Source organism: Methanosarcina mangrovi, from assembly GCF_052057765.1.
Taxonomy (GTDB): domain Archaea; phylum Halobacteriota; class Methanosarcinia; order Methanosarcinales; family Methanosarcinaceae; genus Methanosarcina.
The window spans coordinates 1595151-1614711 of sequence record NZ_CP195120.1; the positions used below are offsets into that span (position 1 = coordinate 1595151).

General features: G+C 44.8%; 18 protein-coding genes. 12 read left to right on the forward strand and 6 right to left on the reverse strand.

What is annotated here, in order from left to right:
* Nucleotides 1–73: 73 nt before the first annotated feature.
* The 3 genes from ACSAZL_RS07380 to ilvD all read right to left on the reverse strand — a co-directional run bounded on the left by ACSAZL_RS07380 (nt 74) and on the right by ilvD (nt 5292).
* Nucleotides 74–1798, reverse strand: a complete 1725-nt coding sequence (locus tag ACSAZL_RS07380; RefSeq protein WP_440948054.1) for a dipeptidase — start codon at nt 1796–1798, stop codon at nt 74–76.
* Between the two features lie 775 nt (nt 1799–2573).
* Entirely contained in the window at nt 2574–2849 is a 276-nt protein-coding gene (locus ACSAZL_RS07385; protein ID WP_440948055.1) for a DUF2795 domain-containing protein, read from the reverse strand.
* A 781-nt stretch (nt 2850–3630) separates the two neighbouring features.
* Entirely contained in the window at nt 3631–5292 is a 1662-nt protein-coding gene (gene ilvD, locus ACSAZL_RS07390; RefSeq protein WP_440948056.1) for a dihydroxy-acid dehydratase, read from the reverse strand.
* A 622-nt stretch (nt 5293–5914) separates the two neighbouring features.
* On the opposite strand from ilvD, the gene ACSAZL_RS07395 reads away from it, so the two are divergent.
* Nucleotides 5915–6613 (forward strand): ferredoxin--NADP reductase, encoded by a 699-nt coding sequence (locus ACSAZL_RS07395; protein WP_440948057.1) that lies wholly within the window; start codon nt 5915–5917, stop codon nt 6611–6613.
* Nucleotides 6614–6904: 291 nt separating this feature from the next.
* Here the strand turns inward: ACSAZL_RS07395 and ACSAZL_RS07400 are convergent, their stop codons facing one another.
* A complete protein-coding gene (locus ACSAZL_RS07400; protein ID WP_440948058.1) occupies nt 6905–8884 on the reverse strand; it encodes an amylo-alpha-1,6-glucosidase in 1980 nt (659 codons plus the stop codon).
* A 185-nt stretch (nt 8885–9069) separates the two neighbouring features.
* Nucleotides 9070–10035: an alpha/beta hydrolase gene (locus ACSAZL_RS07405; protein WP_440948059.1), complete on the reverse strand. Its 966-nt coding sequence runs from the start codon at nt 10033–10035 to the stop codon at nt 9070–9072.
* Nucleotides 10036–10690: 655 nt separating this feature from the next.
* On the opposite strand from ACSAZL_RS07405, the gene ACSAZL_RS07410 reads away from it, so the two are divergent.
* The 11 genes from ACSAZL_RS07410 (at nt 10691) to ACSAZL_RS07460 (ending at nt 18941) form a co-directional block, all read left to right on the forward strand.
* On the forward strand, nt 10691–11839 hold the full coding sequence (locus tag ACSAZL_RS07410; protein ID WP_440948060.1) for an iron-containing alcohol dehydrogenase: 1149 nt from the start codon (nt 10691–10693) through the stop codon (nt 11837–11839).
* Between the two features lie 291 nt (nt 11840–12130).
* The gene (locus ACSAZL_RS07415; protein ID WP_440948061.1) at nt 12131–12658 is read left to right on the forward strand and encodes an LURP-one-related/scramblase family protein; all 528 of its coding nucleotides are present in this window, start codon (nt 12131–12133) and stop codon (nt 12656–12658) included.
* A 40-nt stretch (nt 12659–12698) separates the two neighbouring features.
* The gene (locus ACSAZL_RS07420) at nt 12699–12905 is read left to right on the forward strand and encodes a hypothetical protein (RefSeq protein ID WP_440948062.1); all 207 of its coding nucleotides are present in this window, start codon (nt 12699–12701) and stop codon (nt 12903–12905) included.
* An 86-nt stretch (nt 12906–12991) separates the two neighbouring features.
* A complete protein-coding gene (locus ACSAZL_RS07425) occupies nt 12992–13609 on the forward strand; it encodes a bile acid:sodium symporter family protein (protein WP_440948063.1) in 618 nt (205 codons plus the stop codon).
* 41 nt (nt 13610–13650) lie between these two features.
* Nucleotides 13651–13917, forward strand: coding sequence for a hypothetical protein (locus ACSAZL_RS07430; RefSeq protein ID WP_440948064.1), 267 nt, complete (start codon nt 13651–13653; stop codon nt 13915–13917).
* Between the two features lie 45 nt (nt 13918–13962).
* Entirely contained in the window at nt 13963–14541 is a 579-nt protein-coding gene (locus ACSAZL_RS07435; protein ID WP_440948065.1) for an AI-2E family transporter, read from the forward strand.
* A 53-nt stretch (nt 14542–14594) separates the two neighbouring features.
* Nucleotides 14595–14996, forward strand: a complete 402-nt coding sequence (locus tag ACSAZL_RS07440; RefSeq protein ID WP_440948799.1) for an AI-2E family transporter — start codon at nt 14595–14597, stop codon at nt 14994–14996.
* A 159-nt stretch (nt 14997–15155) separates the two neighbouring features.
* Nucleotides 15156–15452, forward strand: coding sequence for a hypothetical protein (locus ACSAZL_RS07445; protein WP_440948066.1), 297 nt, complete (start codon nt 15156–15158; stop codon nt 15450–15452).
* A 296-nt stretch (nt 15453–15748) separates the two neighbouring features.
* Nucleotides 15749–16306 (forward strand): DUF1269 domain-containing protein, encoded by a 558-nt coding sequence (locus tag ACSAZL_RS07450; RefSeq protein WP_440948067.1) that lies wholly within the window; start codon nt 15749–15751, stop codon nt 16304–16306.
* Between the two features lie 679 nt (nt 16307–16985).
* Nucleotides 16986–18044, forward strand: a complete 1059-nt coding sequence (locus ACSAZL_RS07455) for an AI-2E family transporter (RefSeq protein ID WP_440948068.1) — start codon at nt 16986–16988, stop codon at nt 18042–18044.
* Nucleotides 18045–18407: 363 nt separating this feature from the next.
* Entirely contained in the window at nt 18408–18941 is a 534-nt protein-coding gene (locus ACSAZL_RS07460; protein ID WP_440948069.1) for a DUF1269 domain-containing protein, read from the forward strand.
* A gap of 256 nt (nt 18942–19197) precedes the next feature.
* On the opposite strand, the gene ACSAZL_RS07465 is transcribed toward ACSAZL_RS07460, so the two are convergent.
* Nucleotides 19198–19368: a hypothetical protein gene (locus ACSAZL_RS07465; protein WP_440948070.1), complete on the reverse strand. Its 171-nt coding sequence runs from the start codon at nt 19366–19368 to the stop codon at nt 19198–19200.
* Between the last annotated feature and the right edge of the window lie 193 nt (nt 19369–19561).

The window sequence follows — 19561 nt, forward strand, 5'->3', positions numbered from 1 at the left end:
TTAATTTATTTTTATGAGTTATGAGTTGCGGGTCTGTCCCCGGGTTGTAAACTATAATTAAAAATTCGGAATTTCAGGGCTTCATCTCATAGGAAGTGGGTCCGTCTTTATAATTGGTGAGAGCTAACCATCCTGAACTGTACCCGATATTCTGAGGTTCCTTGCAGTCAGAAAGGTTACAGTAGCCGTCGGAATATTTGGCAATCAGCCTGTATCCCAGTTTATGCCACTTTTTTACAACTTCGTTTGCGTTTTTCTCCCCGAGCCCGGTAAGTAAGTCCCTGGCTTCCCGATCATTTTTTCCCCTGCAGCATTCGTCCCACTGGAGAATTGTTTTCTGGACCTCTTCGGTTTCAATTTTTTGTTGCAGCGGCAGAATATCCGCTCTGGTCATGCGCTGGTAATTCAACCTGGCCCAGTTGGATACAAAATCAAAGGCCCACCAGGCTGTTTTCGGGTCAAATATCTGAGGGTCCCCGCTCTGATATCGCTCGGGTAATTCCAGTGCCTGTGCGGCGAAGGGGACAAAACAGGTGGTATAGGACACATCCGGGCCGAACCAGCAAAGCCCCCGGGTTGCTTCAGGGATTTCCGCGGTTTTGGGCCGGAGCTGGTTGACATATGTATAACCCTGATAGAAGACAGAGATCGGTCTTTCCCATGCACCGTACATGTGCTGGTTCTCCGTAACATTATTCTGGTTCCCATCGTAAGGACCGACGAAACGGCTGGGGTCACCGTAAGGCCCGGCGGCTACACCCTGGGTCAGATCAAACTCCGTCCCTTCGTAATGATCCCTGTACAGGGCAAAGACATCCTGAAGGGTAAGCCGGTGCTCTGGTTTTATTGAAAAGGGATAATCGGTAGCATAACTCCCGTCCTTGATGTCTTTAAAACCTCTGGTTACCCAGGGGTTTAAAGCCAGATCGGGGTTGATCCGGTCCAGAACTCTCCAGACCCGACGCAGGGAGTAATAAGGATGGTTGTATTCGCCATTACTTACCGAGGAAAGCCAGTCCAGCGGGCCATCTTCCGGGTTCCACCAGCCCAGATACTCCAGTCCGGGTTTTAGCAATTCGGAATAGATAACGTCTTTCCTATTATCTTCGATCTGGCGGATTCTAAACTCGTTGGCTGCTACAAAGACTTCTCCGTCAGGGACCTGCTGGGCCACCCAGGCGGAATGGTATTGTTCATCCGGCAGGGCGCACATTTCAAAAACCCAGGCTTCATCTTCATCGGCTACCAGCAGTGTTTCTCCGGTTGAGTAATAGCTGTATTTATCGAGGAGTTTCCCCATAAGTTTGACGGCTTCCCTGGCTTTTTTACAGCGTTCCAGTGCAACCCTTGACAATTCCTGGCTGTAAAAGAGCCGTATATGTTTACCGTTTTTTTCAGCTTCTTCAGCGGTCACGTGATCAGGCTGGTATTTGGCGCCATTGGTGCACTCCCCCATCATCAGGTTGTGTTCGTTCATGATCCCGTAGTTGCCGTCAAAATAAGCATAGGTATGCCTCACCTGGGGAATGTAGCCGATCGGCTCGGTCAGGTTCGGAACCGGATTAGGAGATTCTGAAACGTGATGAGTGGCCGGTTCATAGTTCGGCCCTCTTTCATATGTTACTAACCGGGGGTAGCGATAGTGTTCCTCAAACACCTGTCGCATTGCTCCCTGTTCATGGTCCTGAGCAGGGACATAAATAATCCTCTGATCTCCCAGTTCATCGTCGTCGGAGTGAGCTACCATCATCGAGCCATCCTTGCTCGCTCCTCTGGTAATAATTAACGTTGTACACATGATTCCGCCTCATTTTATTTTGCAGTGTTTCCAAGTCTCTCCTGAAATCTATCACGTTTTCAGCCACAGGGTTTCTGGAATTGGTTTTCAGGATCAGCTCTTCAGTATTGCTCAATTTAATAACAATAGAAATTAATTTTAACTATTCAGAAGTATGATTGGTTTTTTCTCCCTATTAATACTTTCTACAAATTTTTACACAAGTCAGCTGAACAAAACTAATTTTTATCCGGGATGGGGAATATACAATGAGCTTGAGTTTCATCTGAAATCACTGGCAGAATTGTGCAGGGTTTCAAACGATGTCAGAATATTTTCACTGCTGGGCATAGACGGCAACCGGTCGCCATATGTTAATCCTGTTGCCGATTTCTTAAAGGCAAAAAAACGGAATATAACAAAAGTAAAGGTAGAATGCGAGTTCCGGAAGGCTAGAAACAAGATGCTAATAATTTGCTGAAACGTCACGACGATAATTCCAATGAAATACTTATTCGTGACCGGCAATTCAAATTACCATAAACTGTTGTAACTCAAATTACCATAAACTGTTGTAACTCAAATTTTTCATAAACTGTTGTAACTCAAATTTTTCATAAACTGTTGTAACTCAAATTATCATAAATTACTGATAGAACAGGGCATCCAAATATTGAAAGGATTTTGTACAGATCTTTTAATCTGTCCAAAACCTATATAATTCAGCTGATTTGAATAAGCTGAATAGTACTATTCAAAATACAGTTTGTACTGTTAAAAAACCTGCTCAGTAAGTTCAGTACTCCGGTCTGGTATACTCTCTGGTACGCTGGCTTTCCAGACGTTCGATTTCTCTCGTAACTTCATCAGGAGTGTTATACTCTATTTCAGGTATCCCTTTCAGGAGATCCAGAAAATCACTCTCTGCCGACTTTCCTGTAGCAAACCTGATAATGTCTCTCTTGGTTGCAGGATATCCGATACCCCTGCCGGTTATAAATTCCTCAACATCGCTCTGACTTCTTTTTATAAGTTCACCTCCGAAGACTCGGGTAGCTATTACCTCTCCCACGTGGCAGTCTACCCTCGAGTTAGTATTATATTTGCAATTATATAAAAAAGGTTCAACCTAAACATTTCCCGGAGGATAATTAGCAGGTCCCGGACATTGTCCGAATCAAAGTCTTCAAAACGTTTGGTGGTCCTGTACTAATCAGTTGATGTTATTCCTATATCTGAAACTAAGATCTTTTGTTTTTTGATTCTCCTCTTTTCAGGACTGAACTTTTCTCTTCTGCAACGCAAAAAATGAACAAGCGAATTTATATCTTGATCTGGGGGACCTCTCTAAAACTCACAGTTAAATATAAACGCCTCCGCCAGCTTGCCTGGCGGCCCTTCACAAAAGGAAAAAGAATAAATGAATGAGAAATGATACTGAAATTGGTACCGTTTTAGCTTTTTTTCTTCTTTTAAACTCATAAACGCCTACAGCAGCTTTTACTTGATAATCTGTTGTTTTCATCCTTCTATCTCTTTTTTGTCTTTTTGGGAAAGACCGCTCTCCTGCGTCGAGCGGGACAAGAACGACACAATAAAGCGAATGACATTGTACGGGGCAGAATTCAAGAATTTGAGTCAGACTTGTTTTTTTCAAAAATATCAACCATGTAAAGAAGGACGACCAAACGTTTGAAACGAGAAAAATTAAAGAAAAGAATAGAGGAAAACTCCAATCGGAGAAAATTCCAATCGAAGAAAACTCCAATCGAAGAAAATTCCAATTGAAGAAAACTCCAATAGAGGAAAAATCCTCCATAAATGAAGTACTTCAAATCAAATCATCTGGAAACTTAATCCACTATCCCGCCAGTATTTGCAGAGTGGACAGCACGCTGGTACCTGGCAAGGTAACCTGTGACCTCTTTTTTAGGGGGCACAAAGGCAGCTTTACGCTTTTCGAGCTCTTCTTCGGAAATCTTCAGGTTCATGGCTCTTTCGGGAATATTGATTTCGATCATATCACCGTCTTTTACAAGAGCTATTGGTCCTCCGTCGCTGGCTTCGGGAGAGACATGCCCGATGCAGGGGCCGCGGGTCCCGCCGGAGAAGCGTCCGTCAGTTACCAGGGCTACGCATTCTAAAAGTCCTCTTCCTCCAAGTGCAGCCGTAGCCGCAAGCATTTCGCGCATTCCTGGACCCCCTTTAGGGCCTTCGTACCGGATAACGACAATGTCTCCGGGCTTTACCTCCCCTGCAAGGATACTCTTCATGGCATCTTCCTCACAGTCGTATACTTTTGCAGGGCCTGTGTAGACATGCATTTTCGGGTCCACTGCCGCTTGTTTGACAACCGAGCCGTCTGGAGCAAGGCTGCCTTTTAGGATTGCAATTCCTCCTTCGGCATGGATCGGGTTTTCGAGGGTCGCAATGATCTCCTTATTCAGCTTCGGGTTAACTATTTCAAGCTCGTCCAGGTTTTCCCCTATAGTTTTGCCGTTGACTGTGAACTGGTCAAGGTGGAGTTTTGAAGCAAGTCTCTGCATGACAGCCTCGACTCCTCCTGCCCTGTCAAAGTGCAGTATGAAATTTGGGCCTCCGGGTCGGAGAGAGATCAGATGCGGTGTTTTTCTGCTCAATTCGTCAAAGGCTTCAAGAGGCAGCTCAAGCCCGAATTCATGGGCAAGGGCTGGAAGGTGCAGGGTTGTGTTTGTGCTTCCTCCCACTGCCATATCGACCATTATGGCATTTTCAAAGGACCTGTGAGTGACAATCTTTCTCGGGGTCAGTTTTTCCCTGACCATTTCCACAATGCGCTCTCCGGATTCCTTGGCAATACGAACCTTTTTTGAATCCACTGCATGGGCGGTTGCACAGCCGGGAAGGCTCAGCCCGAGAGCCTCGGTCATGCAGGCCATTGTGTTTGCGGTAAACATCCCGGCACAGGAACCTGCTCCTGCACAGGAAAGGTTCTCAAGCCTTTTAAACTCGGATTCGGTAATTTTGCCTGCGCTGTAGGCTCCTACTCCCTCCGAGACTGAAATTAAATCCCTGTAATTATCATCAACATATCCGGGGAGCATCGGTCCTCCGGTTACAACAATTGCAGGAATATCAAGCCTGCCTGCTGCCATAAGGTGTCCGGGCACAATTTTGTCACAGCTGGGGATAAGGACCATACCATCAAACTGATGGGCTTTAACCATAAGTTCAATTGTGTCTTCAATAATTTCCCTGCTGGGAAGAGAGTATTTCATACCTTCGTGTCCCATTGCGATCCCATCGCAAACCCCTACGGTATGAAACTCAAAAGGAACTCCTCCGGCATTCCTGATCCCGGCCTTTACAGCCTCAGCAAGTTTATTCAAATGCATATGGCCGGGAATTATATCATTCCAGGAATTGACGACTGCAATAAACGGTTTCTTCATTTCCGAATCCGTAACGCCAGTCGCTTTCAGGAGTGAACGGTTGGGGGCTCGTTCCGGTCCCTCTTTGATGATATCGCTTCTCATGTTTAATCTCCGTAGAATTTCACATAAAAGTTAAAAATCATAATATATATACGACTTACGAATTTGAGAGTAAGTTAGAGAGATTGGATACATTTCGATAAAACAGAACTTCTGAACATTTGGAAGGGGTCCCATTCCAGCGAATCAAGGGTTGTCGCACATTTGATCGAGTCAGGGTTATCCTGGAAAAAGCAACGAATAAACGGGTCCGAATTTCCAGCTGAACGTGGAGAACGAGGCAATAAAATTAGTAGTAGATTTTTACAGCAAAATCAACCAGCTGTTAGAGTAGGTTTAAAGAGTAAGATCACGGGAAATTAACGTTTGAGATAGGATGGACTTACCGATCCTCATCCAGGCCTGGATAGATATCGGACTTACATGTTTAGATTCAGAATTTCTTCTTATTACTTATTTAAGAGTAAAATCGGTTTTAAAATAAAAACATAATCAAAATCTACGTTTACTTCTTGCCTTTATTTTTTTAGAATATATGTATAGAGTCTGAGGGCTCATTGCCAGTTCCGGAGGTTCCGATAAACTTTATTATACACTGGCTTATATTCTTCTATTATTCTTTTATAAAAAATACTCCAGATAACCATTGGTGCTGAGGAAAAAAATGCTTTTTGAAACCAGAGTAATTGAGGTCATCCAGAGGACGCCTGATATAAAAAGTATAAGATTTGAAAAGCCCCAGGGGTTCAGCTACCTTGCAGGCCAGTACGTAGTCCTGACTCTTGATGACGGTTCTGACCCGATGAAGAAACCTTTTACGCTGTCCAGCAGCCCTACCGAAGGCTTTCTTGAAATTACCAAAAAGCTGACAGGTCATCCCTTCTCAAATGCTCTGGCAGGCCTGAAACCGGGGGATCAGGTTTCCATAAATGGGCCTTATGGGGAGTTCACCTTCCAGCAGGAGTATGAACATATAGGCATGCTCTCTGGCGGCATAGGGATAACCCCGCTGCGGAGCATGATCAAATATCTGATCGATAAGAAGTTAAACGCTAACATAATTCTGCTTTGTTCCAACAGCAGTGAGAATGATATAGCCTTCAAAGAAGAGCTTGAGGATGCGCAGAAGAAGAACCCGAACATCAAAATAATTGACACTATCACGAGACCCGGGCCGGACTGGAAGGGCGTTACAGGAAGAATCAATGCCGAAATGGTCAAAAAATTTATTCCGGATTATCGGGAACGTACGTTCTTTACATGCGGTCCGGTGAAAATGGTAGATTCGATGGTCTCTCTTTTAAAGGAGCTGGAAGTACCGGAGAAACAGATAAAGCGAGAAATTTTTCCCGGTGATAATTAATTAGCGTTCGATTTTCACAAAAATCAGGCTATAACTTCTTCGACTCCTATCCTTTTTTAACCGGTTAAGTACCTTCACCGGTTCGAACCGGCACAATCCCTTTATCCAATTGTATAAACGGTCAGTTTTGAGGAGCCTGCTTAAAACAAACTGCTTTATTTTTTGCCTTATCTCGAGCGATTTAGAGCTTTACCGGCTATTTTATCATTTGCGGATTTATGAGTCGAATTTTTATCAGTTGCGTTTATCTAATTTACGGTTTTATCAGAAGCAGTACATATAATTCCTCTTTCAAGGTTTGATCCCGAGTACATCCTCCACATATGCCCTGAGAATCTCTGCAACGCTCCAGGCCTGGGCGATAGAACCACCGGGAGCGTGAGGGGAGTCCCCATCGAACACTTCGGAAATCGTGCCAATACCTGCAGCTTCAAGGTGCGCATCAAAGCCTTCAAGAAGAACACGCATTTCCTCAAGACTGCTGTTCGAAGAATTATTGACTTTCAGGTAAGCTTTTACATAGGCTCCGAGGAGCCAGGGCCAGACTGTCCCGTTGTGATAAGCCGTATCTCTGGTAAGAGCGTCTCCACGATACTGTCCTTTATACAGGGGATGATCACTTGAGAGAGTTTTGAGCCCGAAGGGTGTCAGAAGATCTTTTTCAACTCTGTCTACAATTGCTTTTTCTTTCTCAGGAGAAAGCATGGTATAGGGAAGCGAGACAGCAAAGATTTGATTGGGACGGATTGCAGGGTCTTTAACCTGATTTCCTGCTTCATCCTGATGTATGAGGTCAAAGAGACAGTTAGTTTCCGGGTTCCAGAAAGTGTTTTCAAAATTCGAAGCAACGCCTGCTGCAAGAGTCTCATATGAGGAGATATCTTCGCCAAGAAGCGTACCCATGTAAGAAGCGGTTTTCAGAGCGTTATACCAGAGAGCATTTACCTCACAGGCTTTACCTGCTCTTGGAGTTACTGCCCATTCCCCTACTTTGGCATCCATCCAGGTTAGCTGAGGCCCCTGCCAGATAAGATAATCGGAATCCATGCCGATTGCAAAATCCGTACCTGCACAATAGTTGTCTATAATGCTGCTCACCGTATCCCAGATATCCGAGAGGAAAAGGAAGTCTTGCGTATATGCGAAATAGCGATCCAGAGCATGAATAAACCAGAGAGAAGCATCCACTGTATTGTAAATAGGATCTCCTCCGAAAGCCGGGAAAGTATTGGGGATCAGACCTCTTCGACAGTACCGGGCGAAATTGTTGAGAGCGGACCTTGCCTCCTCAAAACGATAAGGAATTAAAAGCAAGCCGGGCAGAGAAATCATGGAGTCCCTTCCCCAGTCAGAGTACCAGTGATATCCCGCAATAACCGTATTTTCACCTGTAGTGTGGTTTTTAACCACAAAAGAGTCGGTTGCCTTGAGAAGCTTAAGGGCGAAAGACTCGAGAAGCTTCGAATCGAGAATAAGAAGATTCTGCCGATTTGCTTCCCTTACATAGAGTTTGTCAACTTGCCCGAGAGTAAGAGAAGAAATATCTTTTGTTGAGGCAGCGATAAAAAAGCGGGAAATCCCCGGTTCGAGTTTACTTTCAAAATAACCCGGATTGAAGATATCCTCCTGAAAGTTAAGTCCCCGTTTCTTCTCAGAGTCATACTCCAGGTTAAAGTACCATATGGGATCAGGGTGATACCGGAGGTTTGATGAAAGTGAGAAAGTAAAACCATTGGAGCTTGCCAGTTCCACTCCCGCAGGACCGGCTTTCTGATAGAAGGAAAGATACCCGGAACGAGCAGTGAGGTTGAAATCTCTTGAGCTGACCAGAGGGAAAATTTTTAGCAAAGCTCCCTCTTTTCTGGAAATTATATCATAGATGACATAAGTTGTGTTACTGCCATGAACCATGAAGACTTTTTTCTTTAAGGTAAAATCCCCGGCCTGGTAAACCCAGAGGGGAAATGGGCTACGAATGAATTCGGAAAGGTAATTGAAGCCCTCAGGAGAGATATTGTCCGGATATTTGTGGGTCGCAAGTTTATATACTTCTTTGTCGATTGAGATCTCCTCATCAAGGGAAGAAAGCAGCAAAAGTCTTCCCGGAAAATTCTCCGGAGCTGCTACAAGCAGGCCATGGTAAGTCCTGGTTCCTGCCCCTATGACCGTAGAGGAAGCATATCCTCCAAGCCCGTTGCCTATAACCCATTCTCTTTTTGTTCCTTCTTCGTATGTTGAAAGAAAATCTGCTCCAAGTCTGACCCCACTCATGTATATTTATTGGGGTTTATTTATTAAATAGCTGTACGTTTGGAAAATCCTGGCCGGGTCCCCTACAGTATCGCAATTTACCGTAAATTCAAAGTCAAATTTTTGCATGTCGGATGTAACCTGGTTCTTCTTACCTGGAGTTTTCTTCTCAATAACTTCCTTTTCCTTTTTATGGTTTTACGGAATTACGATCTGGAAAAAATGTTCCTGAGATTTTCATTTGCCAGGCCGATTGCGCTGCAGGCTGCAGGTGTGCCCGCGAGGGCGTTCAGCATCACGAAATCGTGTATGGTCCCCAGGTATCTAACGGTTACGACGTCAACTCCGGCCTGCATCAGCTTACGGGCATATGCCTCGCCTTCGTCGCGGAGTACATCATTTTCATCGGTGATAATGAGAGCCGGTGGCTGTCCCCTCAGCTGGTCGACCGAGGCCTGTAATGGGGATGCGGTCGGCTGCCTGCGCGCTTCCTTGTCGGGCAAATAATTATCCCAGAACCACTTCATCGCTTCACGGGTAAGCCAGATGTCGGTCGCATACTTCTGATACGACGGGGTATCAAAATTTGCATCTGTTACAGGATAAAAGAGTACCTGATAAACAATTTTTGGGCCGCCTCGTTCCTTTGCCAGGAGTGAAACGGCTGCCGCCATATTTCCGCCTACACTGTCGCCGGCAATCGCGAGCCTTGAAGTATCCAGGTTGAGTTCTTTCCCGTTCTCTGCAATATATTTTGTCGCAGCATATGCCTCTTCGATTTGTACTGGATATTTTGCCTCCGGAGACAGCGTAAAATTGACAAATACAACCGCGGCATTGACTCCGTCAGCGATTTCCCTGACAAGTCGGTCATGCGTATCTTTGCCCCCCAGGACCCAGCCGGCACCGTGAAAGTACATGACTACCGGTAAGATTTCTTTATTTCCTGCTGGTCTTATTATCCTGATAGAAACCTGTCCCTCGGGCCCTACCGGAATGGTTAGATCCTCTATGTCCGCAGTTAATTTTGCCACCTTAGCAGCTTGCAAATCGGAAAGAACCTTACGGGCGTCTTTTGGTGAGAGTTTGTAGATTGGCGTTCCGCCTTCCCGGTTTATTTTTTCTACAAATGTCCTGGTAGCTGGTTCGAGCGAATCTATTGCCTGATTCATGGATATTGTCCTCCTGATTTTCTTTCATCTGTATTTTAATACTGATTCGGGCGAAGAAAGCAAAACAATAATCCGGGTTGTCCCCATCGCCCGATTGATGTTTTAAAACTCACAAACCTGAGTATATGGATGTCCGGAGAATGCGGCAAATTTACGAATTAATAAGCTTTTAAAAACAAATTGAATGCATTTTGAACACACCTGTCAGTTTCAAAAATACTGATTCTTACCATATTGTTGGTTCTTACCATATTGTTGGTTCTTACCATATTGTTGGTTCTTACCATCTACAATATGATTTAGAACTGTTCAGGTCACCCATCCTTATTTTTGATTAATAAGTTCGAATTCCGATTACCGGTCAATATATATATAGATTATAGTGAAATATATAAAACAAGTAGAATAAATATTCCTTATGATTAATAATTCTAGAAAGTACGGATAGTATGAGTTGAAAAAGCTTTTTTTCTTTTGCCTATGCACTTCTAGTGTTGCTTTCAGAAACCCTGTTCCGATGCAAAACTTTATTAGCTGCCTGAAAAGAAACCTTTTCAATTAATATTTTACTTTTAGTAAATTTAGGGGGATTTGAAAACTGTTGTTAAACGAAGCTGTTGTTAAACGAAGTTGTTGCTAAAAGGAGTTGAGAAGCATGACATATACCTATCTGAACCCGAAAGTAGCCCTTATGGGGGCTGGTTGTGTAAAAGAAATCGGCAAGCATGCAAAAGAGCTTGGGGGTACTAAAGCCCTGATCGTTTCAGGAAGGAGCAGGCATGGAGAAGAGCTTGCAGGAGATATCCGGAAAATCCTTGAAGCCGCCGGGCTGAAAGTAGCAATCTTTCCGGGAGCGGATCCGAATCCGACAGACAGTTCGGTTATGGAAGGGGCAATAATATACGAAAATGAGAACTGTGACCTGATCGTTGCTGTCGGAGGGGGAAGCCCGATGGACTGTGCAAAAGCTATTGGCATCGTAGCTAAAAACGGAGGGGAGATTAACGACTACGAAGGCATCGGAAAGGTTACGAAGGGGGTTCCTCCGCTTATCACGGTAAACACGACTGCCGGCACCGCAAGTGAGATGACGAGTTTTACAATTATTACGGACACGAAAAGACACATCAAAATGGCAATCGTTGATCCCCGCATCACACCTGATGTAGCAGTTAACGACCCCGAACTGATGGTAAGTATGCCACCGGCACTTACGGCTGCAACCGGAATGGACGCCCTTACCCATGCAGTTGAAGCTTATGTTTCCACCATGGCTACTCCGACCACCGATGCGGCGGCTATCAAGGCAATCGAGCTTATCTCAAAATACCTGCCCGAAGCTGTTGCCCACGGGGGAGATGTGAGGATAAGGGACATGATGGCCCATGCCGAATATCTTGCAGGTGTTGCTTTCAATAACGCTAGCCTTGGCTATGTGCACTCCATGGCCCACCAGCTCGGCGGATTATATGACCTCCCGCACGGCGTCTGCAACGCAATTCTCCTCCCCTATGTGGAAATGTACAACAAAGAAGTCTGTCCCGAACGGTTTGCCGATATTGCAAAGGCAATGGGAGAAAAAGTTGAGGGCCTGAGCCCGGAAGAAGCCGCAGACAAAGCCATAGCTGCCATCAAAAGGCTTGCAGCTGACATTGGAATCCCCTCGGGTCTGAAAGAGCTCGGAGCCAGGGAAGAAGACCTCGAGCTGCTGGCGGAAAATGCCATGCAGGACGTCTGCCACCTTACAAACCCAAGAGAACTCTCAAAAGAAGAGGTGATTGAAATTTACAGGAAAGCCATGTGAGCAGAAAAAAGCGAATATGCGAGCGGAAAAAAAGCCCATGCATTGCTACTAAAATTATAAACTAATTTGAATATATTGTACTATATATTTATGCACTCAAAGGGGGGGTGAGCCTGGAAATATTCGAGGATTCACCAGTTTAGACCATAATGGGGAGAAGGTTCGAGTGTTACTATAGTTTCCCGGGCTGTAAAGCTGACCGGGATTATCCTTCCCTATTCCATACCGGGATAAACAGAATACCTGCAAGGGACGAAACTGGAATACAATAAACAAAGGGAGTGATTTTTAATGGGAAGGATCATGGGCGGCCTCAGGGGTCATAGAGCAGAAAGCGCACAACGCTACAAAATGCACGAAAAACTCGTTTCCATAGGGGATGATTACTGGATCGAAAATGAGGCTGGGGAGAGGGCATTCTATGTTGACGGAAAAGCCCTCCGTATTCGCGACACCCTGATAATCAAGGATGTTCAGGGGCATGAACTGTACAAACTCAAGGAGAAGCTGCTCAGGGTAAGGGATACGCTGGACATCCTGGACGGAGAGGGAAGAACAGTTGCCACGATCAAACAAGCCCTGATCACACCTTTGCGCGACCGATTTAAGGTTGAAGTCGCAAATGGGCCCGAAATGGATGTCCAGGGAAATATCCTGGATCACGAATATAATGTCGAGTCCGGAAGGGAAAAGGTTGCAGAAGTCTCCAAAAAATGGTTCCGGATAAGAGATACCTATGGAGTGGAGGTATCCCCCGGACAGGATGCTGCCCTAATCCTGGCAATTACGGTAGGACTCGATCAGATGGTACACGGCTGAGGTTAGAAGTTTAGAATAAAGGGGGAAGAAGGGGGGAAGAATGGTTGAAACCACCTCTTTTTCGAATTTCCTTGAGACTGTAGGTGTCCTTGCCATACTGGTCTTCGTGCTTACCAGCATGTTTGGAATGGGTTTTTCCCTGACAGTGCAACAGATACTTACCCCGTTGAGTGACGGGAGGCTGGCAATCCTTCACTGGCAGCCAATTTCATACTGGTCCCGCTGTTCGCTCTCGGGGTTCTGTTAATCTTTCCGCTCTCCGGAGGGCTTGCAATCGGCCTGTTCCTTCTCGGTACTTCCGCAGGGGCTCCTTTCCTGCCGAAGCTCACACAGGTGGCAAAAGGGGACACTGCTTTTTCAGTAGGGCTTATGGTGCTCTTGATGGTGGTAACCATTTTTTACGTCCCGATAGCCCTGCCGCTTTTCCTCTCAGGGGTTACAATAGACTCCCTGGACATAGCAAGATCCCTCATTTTGCTGATGCTCTTTCCCCTGGCACTTGCCCTGTCCGTCCGGGCCAGGTACGAGGAAGTTGCCAGCGGACTCCCGCCCCTGATGACTCAGGCGAGCAACCTTTCCCTGCTTGTCCTTTTCTTGGCTTTTTTTGTGGTCTACATCTCCGACCTTATAGGCGTTATCGGCAGTATCGCGATTATTGCGGCAGTAATTTTCCTGCTTATTTCGTTTGTCGTCGGCTATTTCCTCGGAGGATCCGCAGGAGCTACAAAGAGGGTACTTGCCCTCGGGACAGCCCAGCGCAACCTTTCGGCAGCTCTGGCGATTTCCGCGCTTAATTTCACAGACCCGGACGTGATGGTCATGATTATGGTAGTGGCACTGGCAGGTTTCATCCTGTTGATGTTTATAGGGGGAGAGCTGGGCAAGCGGGCTGAAGCGTCAATAGAAACCTTTCAGGAACATGGAAAAACTTTACGGGACCTTGCAAGGTGAAGGGGGAGGAAAAAAGCAGCTGATGACGCAAAAGGCAGCTGATGACGCAAAAGGCAGATGATGACATAATTATCGGGACTAGCATAATCCTCATAAGTATTTTTACCCACGGGATTTCCGCAGGCCCTGAAGGTGACTGTTATTCACGGATAGTAGCTTCACTTCCGGGCAATACGCCGGAACGAAGGGAAGTGAAGGAAATGCCCGTACGTAAAGGATTGCCGCTACTGGAGATGTGCAAAAAAGATGCCAGGAGAGAATCCGGTGTGAGAAACAGGACGGGGACGGATGATAGGCTATGGGTTTAAAAATGGATCAAAAGGGCTCTAAAGGAACTTCGTGGAGATGTAAAAATGAACACGGATAAGAACATGAGGAACTCAGTCTCACCCGAAATTTTGCGCTACAGCATCGCTGCAGTTATCCTGACAATCGGGATGAGGGAGATAGCAGCTATACTTGTACCGATTTTCTTCTCAGTTTTTGCCTTTTTAATCCTGGCTCCTCTCATCTACTGGCTCCAGAAAAAAGGAGTTCCGGGAGTAATTAGTGTCGGGCTTGTAATTCTTTTACTTATTCTCGCTTTTATTGCTACAGGGCTCCTGGTTACACAATTTTTATTCCAGTTGAGCAACTGGAACCCGGACTCTGACGTCGGATTGACAAAAGATCTTGAAAAACTTATAGAATATTTCCCCTCTGTCGGGCTATCCCTGCAAGAGATACTGCGAAGTATGACGAATTTCGTTTTCAGCCTGACAACTGGAATCCTTACAGCGATTTTAAATGCCGGGACAACAGCAGGACTTATTGTTATAACAACAACATTTTTACTGCTTGATATTGCAGTTCCTCCGGGTAAAGTTCGTAAGGAAGCTAAAAAGCATCCTCTCCTGTTGTCACGAACTAACAATTTGGCAGCATACTGGTAGACTTTATCCTTATAAGAACCGCTATCAATCTCATTGGAGGCATCGGAACCGCCATAATTCTCTATCTGGAAGGTATAGATTTTGCAATTCTCTGGGGTATCCTGACATTTCTTTTCGGCTATGTTCCTTATCTGGGATTTTTTCTTGCAGCTTTTCCACCCACGCTCTTAGGACTGTTCAAATACGGAATTACAGGGGCATTTGCCGTTTTTGCCAGTATATGGCTCATTAATGCACTTGTAGAAAACATCCTTTTTCCATCCCTCGCGGGAAAAAGCCTGAAATTGTCTCCATCAACTGTATTTTTGTCTCTCATTTACTGGACCTATGTACTGGGTCCCTCGGGAGCACTTATAGCCGTACCTCTTACAATGGTCGTGAAAATGCTCATGGAACGTTCCGAGGATATGAGCTGGATGGTAAAATTCATGGAACCTGGACAAGAGAAATCCTGAACTTACTATTTCTTACTTACAGTACAGTTGTGCCAATTGCCGGCTCCTGATACAAGATAACAATATTTTTGAAGATTATAAGTGCGAGGTTTGAGGCTATAAATAACTGGGCAGTTTGATGGACCCTGAAGATGCAGGGGGATATACAATAATAGAGAAGTGAGAAAAAAATTAGAAACAAAGGGGATTAAAAGAAGGGAAGAAGAAAGGGGAAAAGAAAGAGAAGAAAGGGAAGGAGAAAGAGGAGAAGAAAGGGAAGGAGAAAGAGGAGAAGAAGGGGGAAAAGAAAGAGAAGAAAGGGAAGGAGAAAGAGGAGAAGAAAGGGAAGGAGAAAGAGGAGAAGAAGGGGGAAAAGAAAGAGAAGAAGAGGGAAAAGAAAGAGAAGAAGGAAGAACGAAAGAGAAGAAAGGGAAGAAGAAAGGGGAGAAAAAACGCGAGATGAAAAGCATGGAATAAAAAGTACTTTTGAATCGGCAAATCCGCGAATAGGGACAGTAAAATTCTTTTTTCTTCTGCTGTAATAAAATCTTAATTTTAATATTATATGTGTTAATTTATATATATTTTAAAAATTATATGTCATTTAAGTTGCTATCACTGCAGCTGTTTTTTGGGTGCGAATTTCCGGATAGGATTGAGAGAATATCGGAAATGTGCAAAGATCTCATTGACCGCACACCTGGCACATGGGAAATGCAGATCCATAGAAAAGGGACAGCGGAAGTAGAATTCCGGATAGGGGGAATAGGTAAATGAATGAATTAACGCTTGGGCCAGTGCAGCTCTTAGTTATCGTATTCGACAATCCAGACTTTCACGGCAAGATCCGCAAGGAACTTGAATCAGTCATGGAAAAAGGAATGATCAGACTCATTGGCCTGCTGTTCGTAGGGAAGGATGAGAAAGGAAATGTTGCTTCTTTTAAGACTACACAGCTCGACGAAGAGGAAAGAATGCATTTAATTGACGTCATAGAAGGACTCACGGGGAATGAAGCCGCCAGTGGAGAGGGAGCAAAGAAAGGCGTTGAAGAAGGTGCCAGTGCAGCAGCCCGGGAGAACTGCGGAATCACCGAAGAAGATATTCTGGAAATAACCGGCGCTATTCCGGAAAGCACCGCCGCAGCTATTCTTGTTGTTGAACATCTCTGGGCAAAGAACCTGAAAAACGCAATTCGTGGCGCAGGAGGTATTCTGATCTCCCAGGGTATGCTCACCCCCGAACTGCTGGCTGCAACCGGAGAAGAACTGTTAGAAGTGATCAAAGCCGCAGAGAAGAAATCGGGTCCGAAGTCGGCGGCAACAGTCTGAATGATTGCCCGTCCATATTAAAATCATAGTGATTTCAGTCATCAATACACTTACAGAAGACGTTGTCTTCCCCTTGATGGCAGGAAGGGGTCCGAAATTATCTCCGACTGTTGTATTCGTATCTCTCTTTATCGGGTTATGTACCTGAAGCCGCAGGAGAACTGCTTTCAACACCCTTTGCCATGGTTTAAAAAATCATCCCTGACAATTTTGAGGAGACGAAGTAGTTGAGTAGATTGATGAACCCAGCAGAAGATGATGAAGAAGGGGTAGAGCGAAGAGCAGGAGAAGAAAAATGGAAAAACCAAACGGATGAGAAGGAGCTCTGGAGCCGCCTGAGCTGATAAAAGGGCCGATTAAATCCCCCTTTTTCGCCCTGAAAGTTAAGTCTTAATCCTGATATTATATATGTTAATTTATATGTATTCCGGATCTCATACTTATATTGTGTCCGTTCAACAGCACAATACATAATTAAAAAAATGGTTGAGGTTGGATCTTTACTTTATTTCTTCATTTAAAGGCAGCTGAAAAGCCAGGATGTTAAGTTACTGCTTTTTAATTTAACTAAGTGCGTGAAAATTAGAAAACAAGACAGGAAAGTTGACCTGTAAAAATTAAAAAACGAAAGTCGGCAGTAAAGGAAAAATTTGGGTAAGAAAGATTGGGGGATGTAAATATGAATGCAAATACTCTTTCAACACCAGCCAAAGTTCTGATTTACAGCACAGCTGCAATTCTCCTTACACTTGGTATGAAGGCGATTTCGACTGTACTGGTGCCGGTTTTTTTCTCTCTTTTTTCATTTTTGATCTTTGCCCCTCTTGTTCGCTGGTTCATGAGGAAAGGAGTTCCGGGGATGGTTAGCGTTTTTCTGGTGATCATTTTTTTCATTTTTATTATTGTTGGAACCGCGATTCTGTTTGCAAACTCTTTATTCCAGCTCAGTAACCAGATTCCGGACTACGAAATTCAGGTTCAGAGTATTGTGAACAGTATTTCAACATATTTGCCTAGAATTGGATTTTCCGTGGAATCGGTCCTGCGCAATCTTGCAGCATTTGCTTTCAATGTGTCGGGGGAAATTATTACAGGAGCCCTAAGTGCCGGGTCAACAATTGTGCTCATCGTTATCACAACAACGTTTTTACTTCTGGATGCTGCAAGTGTGCCAGATAGGGTACAAAAAGAAGTTGGAGAACAACAGGCCCATCTTTCGCATTTTACCAAATTGAGCAGAAATGTCATAAATTACATGCTCCTGAGGACTGAAACAAACTTGCTCGGAGGCATTGGAACAGCCATACTTCTCCTTCTCGGAGGTATAGATTTTGCTCTCCTATGGGGACTCCTGTTCTTTCTTTTCGGTTATATTCCTTACCTTGGCTTTTATTTGGCCACTATTCCACCTATGCTCCTTGCCCTGTTCAAATACGGGGCTATAGGGGCACTGGGGGTCCTGGTCGGCGTCACTATTATCAATGCGCTCGTAGAGAATGTCCTCTTCCCGTCTATTGCAGGAAAAGGTCTCAAATTATCTCCGACTATCGTATTTCTTTCTTTGTTTTACTGGTCCTTCATACTGGGTGCTGCAGGTGCGCTGATTGCCGTGCCCCTTACAATAGTTGTAAAGATAATTCTGGAAAGTTCCGAGGAAACACGGTGGATGGCTAAACTGATGGAATCAAGTGGGACTAGAGTTAAGAGAGGGGAAAACGAAGGCAAAAATGAATCCTGAGATCTCAAAACCCCGCACCGTATCCCTGGGTACAGTTCCGGACCCATGGCCCGGAAACAAGCGACTGCCGAACTCTATTTATTTAGCATGAAAGTGCCTTCAAGTACTTTCATTTTTTGCTCCTGTTAATCGAAGAATTTCATGTTCGTTTTATAGAGCTTTTGCTTTCCACTTTATATCTCTCCTCTAAAAACCTCCTTTTTGTTCAAAAGAGACAGGGCCTTCAAAGCAAAAGCAACGTTTTGCGAAGGCAAGCATATATGAAGAGATATCTAATCGTAGAATAGTATTTATTAAAGGAATAATATATATAATCCGCCTGGACTATATGTTCAGACTTCTAAACGAGTGGGGAATAATATAATGGGAAAAGAAGACGCATCAAAAGTTTATGATATTGTGGCGCTTTCCTTTGACGGACAGAAGAAAGCAGAGGAAATCCTCAAGGAAGTAAAGTCTAAAGGCATACTGGACAACTATGAAATAGTTGCCCAGGCAGTAGTCGAACATGACGAAAAGGGAAAGGTCCACATCCACGAGCCAGGCAGGGGGGTTCTCGGTGCAGCAATCGGAGCGGTTGGCGGCGGAATTCTGGCTCTCATAGGGGGTCCTGCAGGCGTGCTGGCCTGGGTCGTGGGCGGAGCTGTGGTAGGTGGCGTTGCCGGGAAATACCTCGGGCGCCCGATCAAGAAAGGTAACTTAGAAGAACTCGGGAATGCCCTGAAGCCCGACAGCTCGGCTCTCCTGCTCTTGCTCGAAAATATCTACAGCGAAAAGGTCATCAACAGCATGAGCAGTTACAACGCCAATGTGGTGACGCTAACTGTGGGAGATGAGCTTTCGAAGGAGATTGCGACCTTTGCAGCCGGAGAAGTTGAAAAGCCTCCGGAACAGTGAAACAGCCGTTACTTTGGACATACTGTCCTGAGGCACACTAGCCATATTCATTCTGGAAAAGAGTATGAACCGAAGGTGACTTTCTGAACTGCCTGCTCTTTGATTATAGGGGTAAAAAGCAGCAGTTCCGCAAGCTGACCTTTTGGAAACAACACACGTATTCCCAGAAATCGCAATCTTGTAACGGCAAGCCGGAGGAATGCCGCTGCACGTTCAACTTTCCCATTCTACCGGACCTGAAAAAGAACCCTGAAGGTTAGCCGGTCCTGTAGACCGAAACTCCAGAAGAGAATGTAACTGAGACTCCTGAAGAAACAACCGGGGAAGAAACTACAGCCGAGATAACTCCGGCTAACGAAACTGAAAAAAGAGAAGAGGCTTCTGGATTCGGGGTTGTTCTTGGTTTTCCAGGACTCCTTGCAGTCATCTGCCTCTACGGGAAGGAGAAATAAATTTCAGAGTGAAGGTTTTTCCTTACACTTTTCTCTTTTAAATTCCTTTTATTTGACTTGCTCTTCTTTATTCCTATTTCCGGCATTTTTTGATCTTATGTGCATTTTTATATATGCTCAATTTTATATAAACTGGATTTTATATATCGAATTGCCAATACTGCTGAA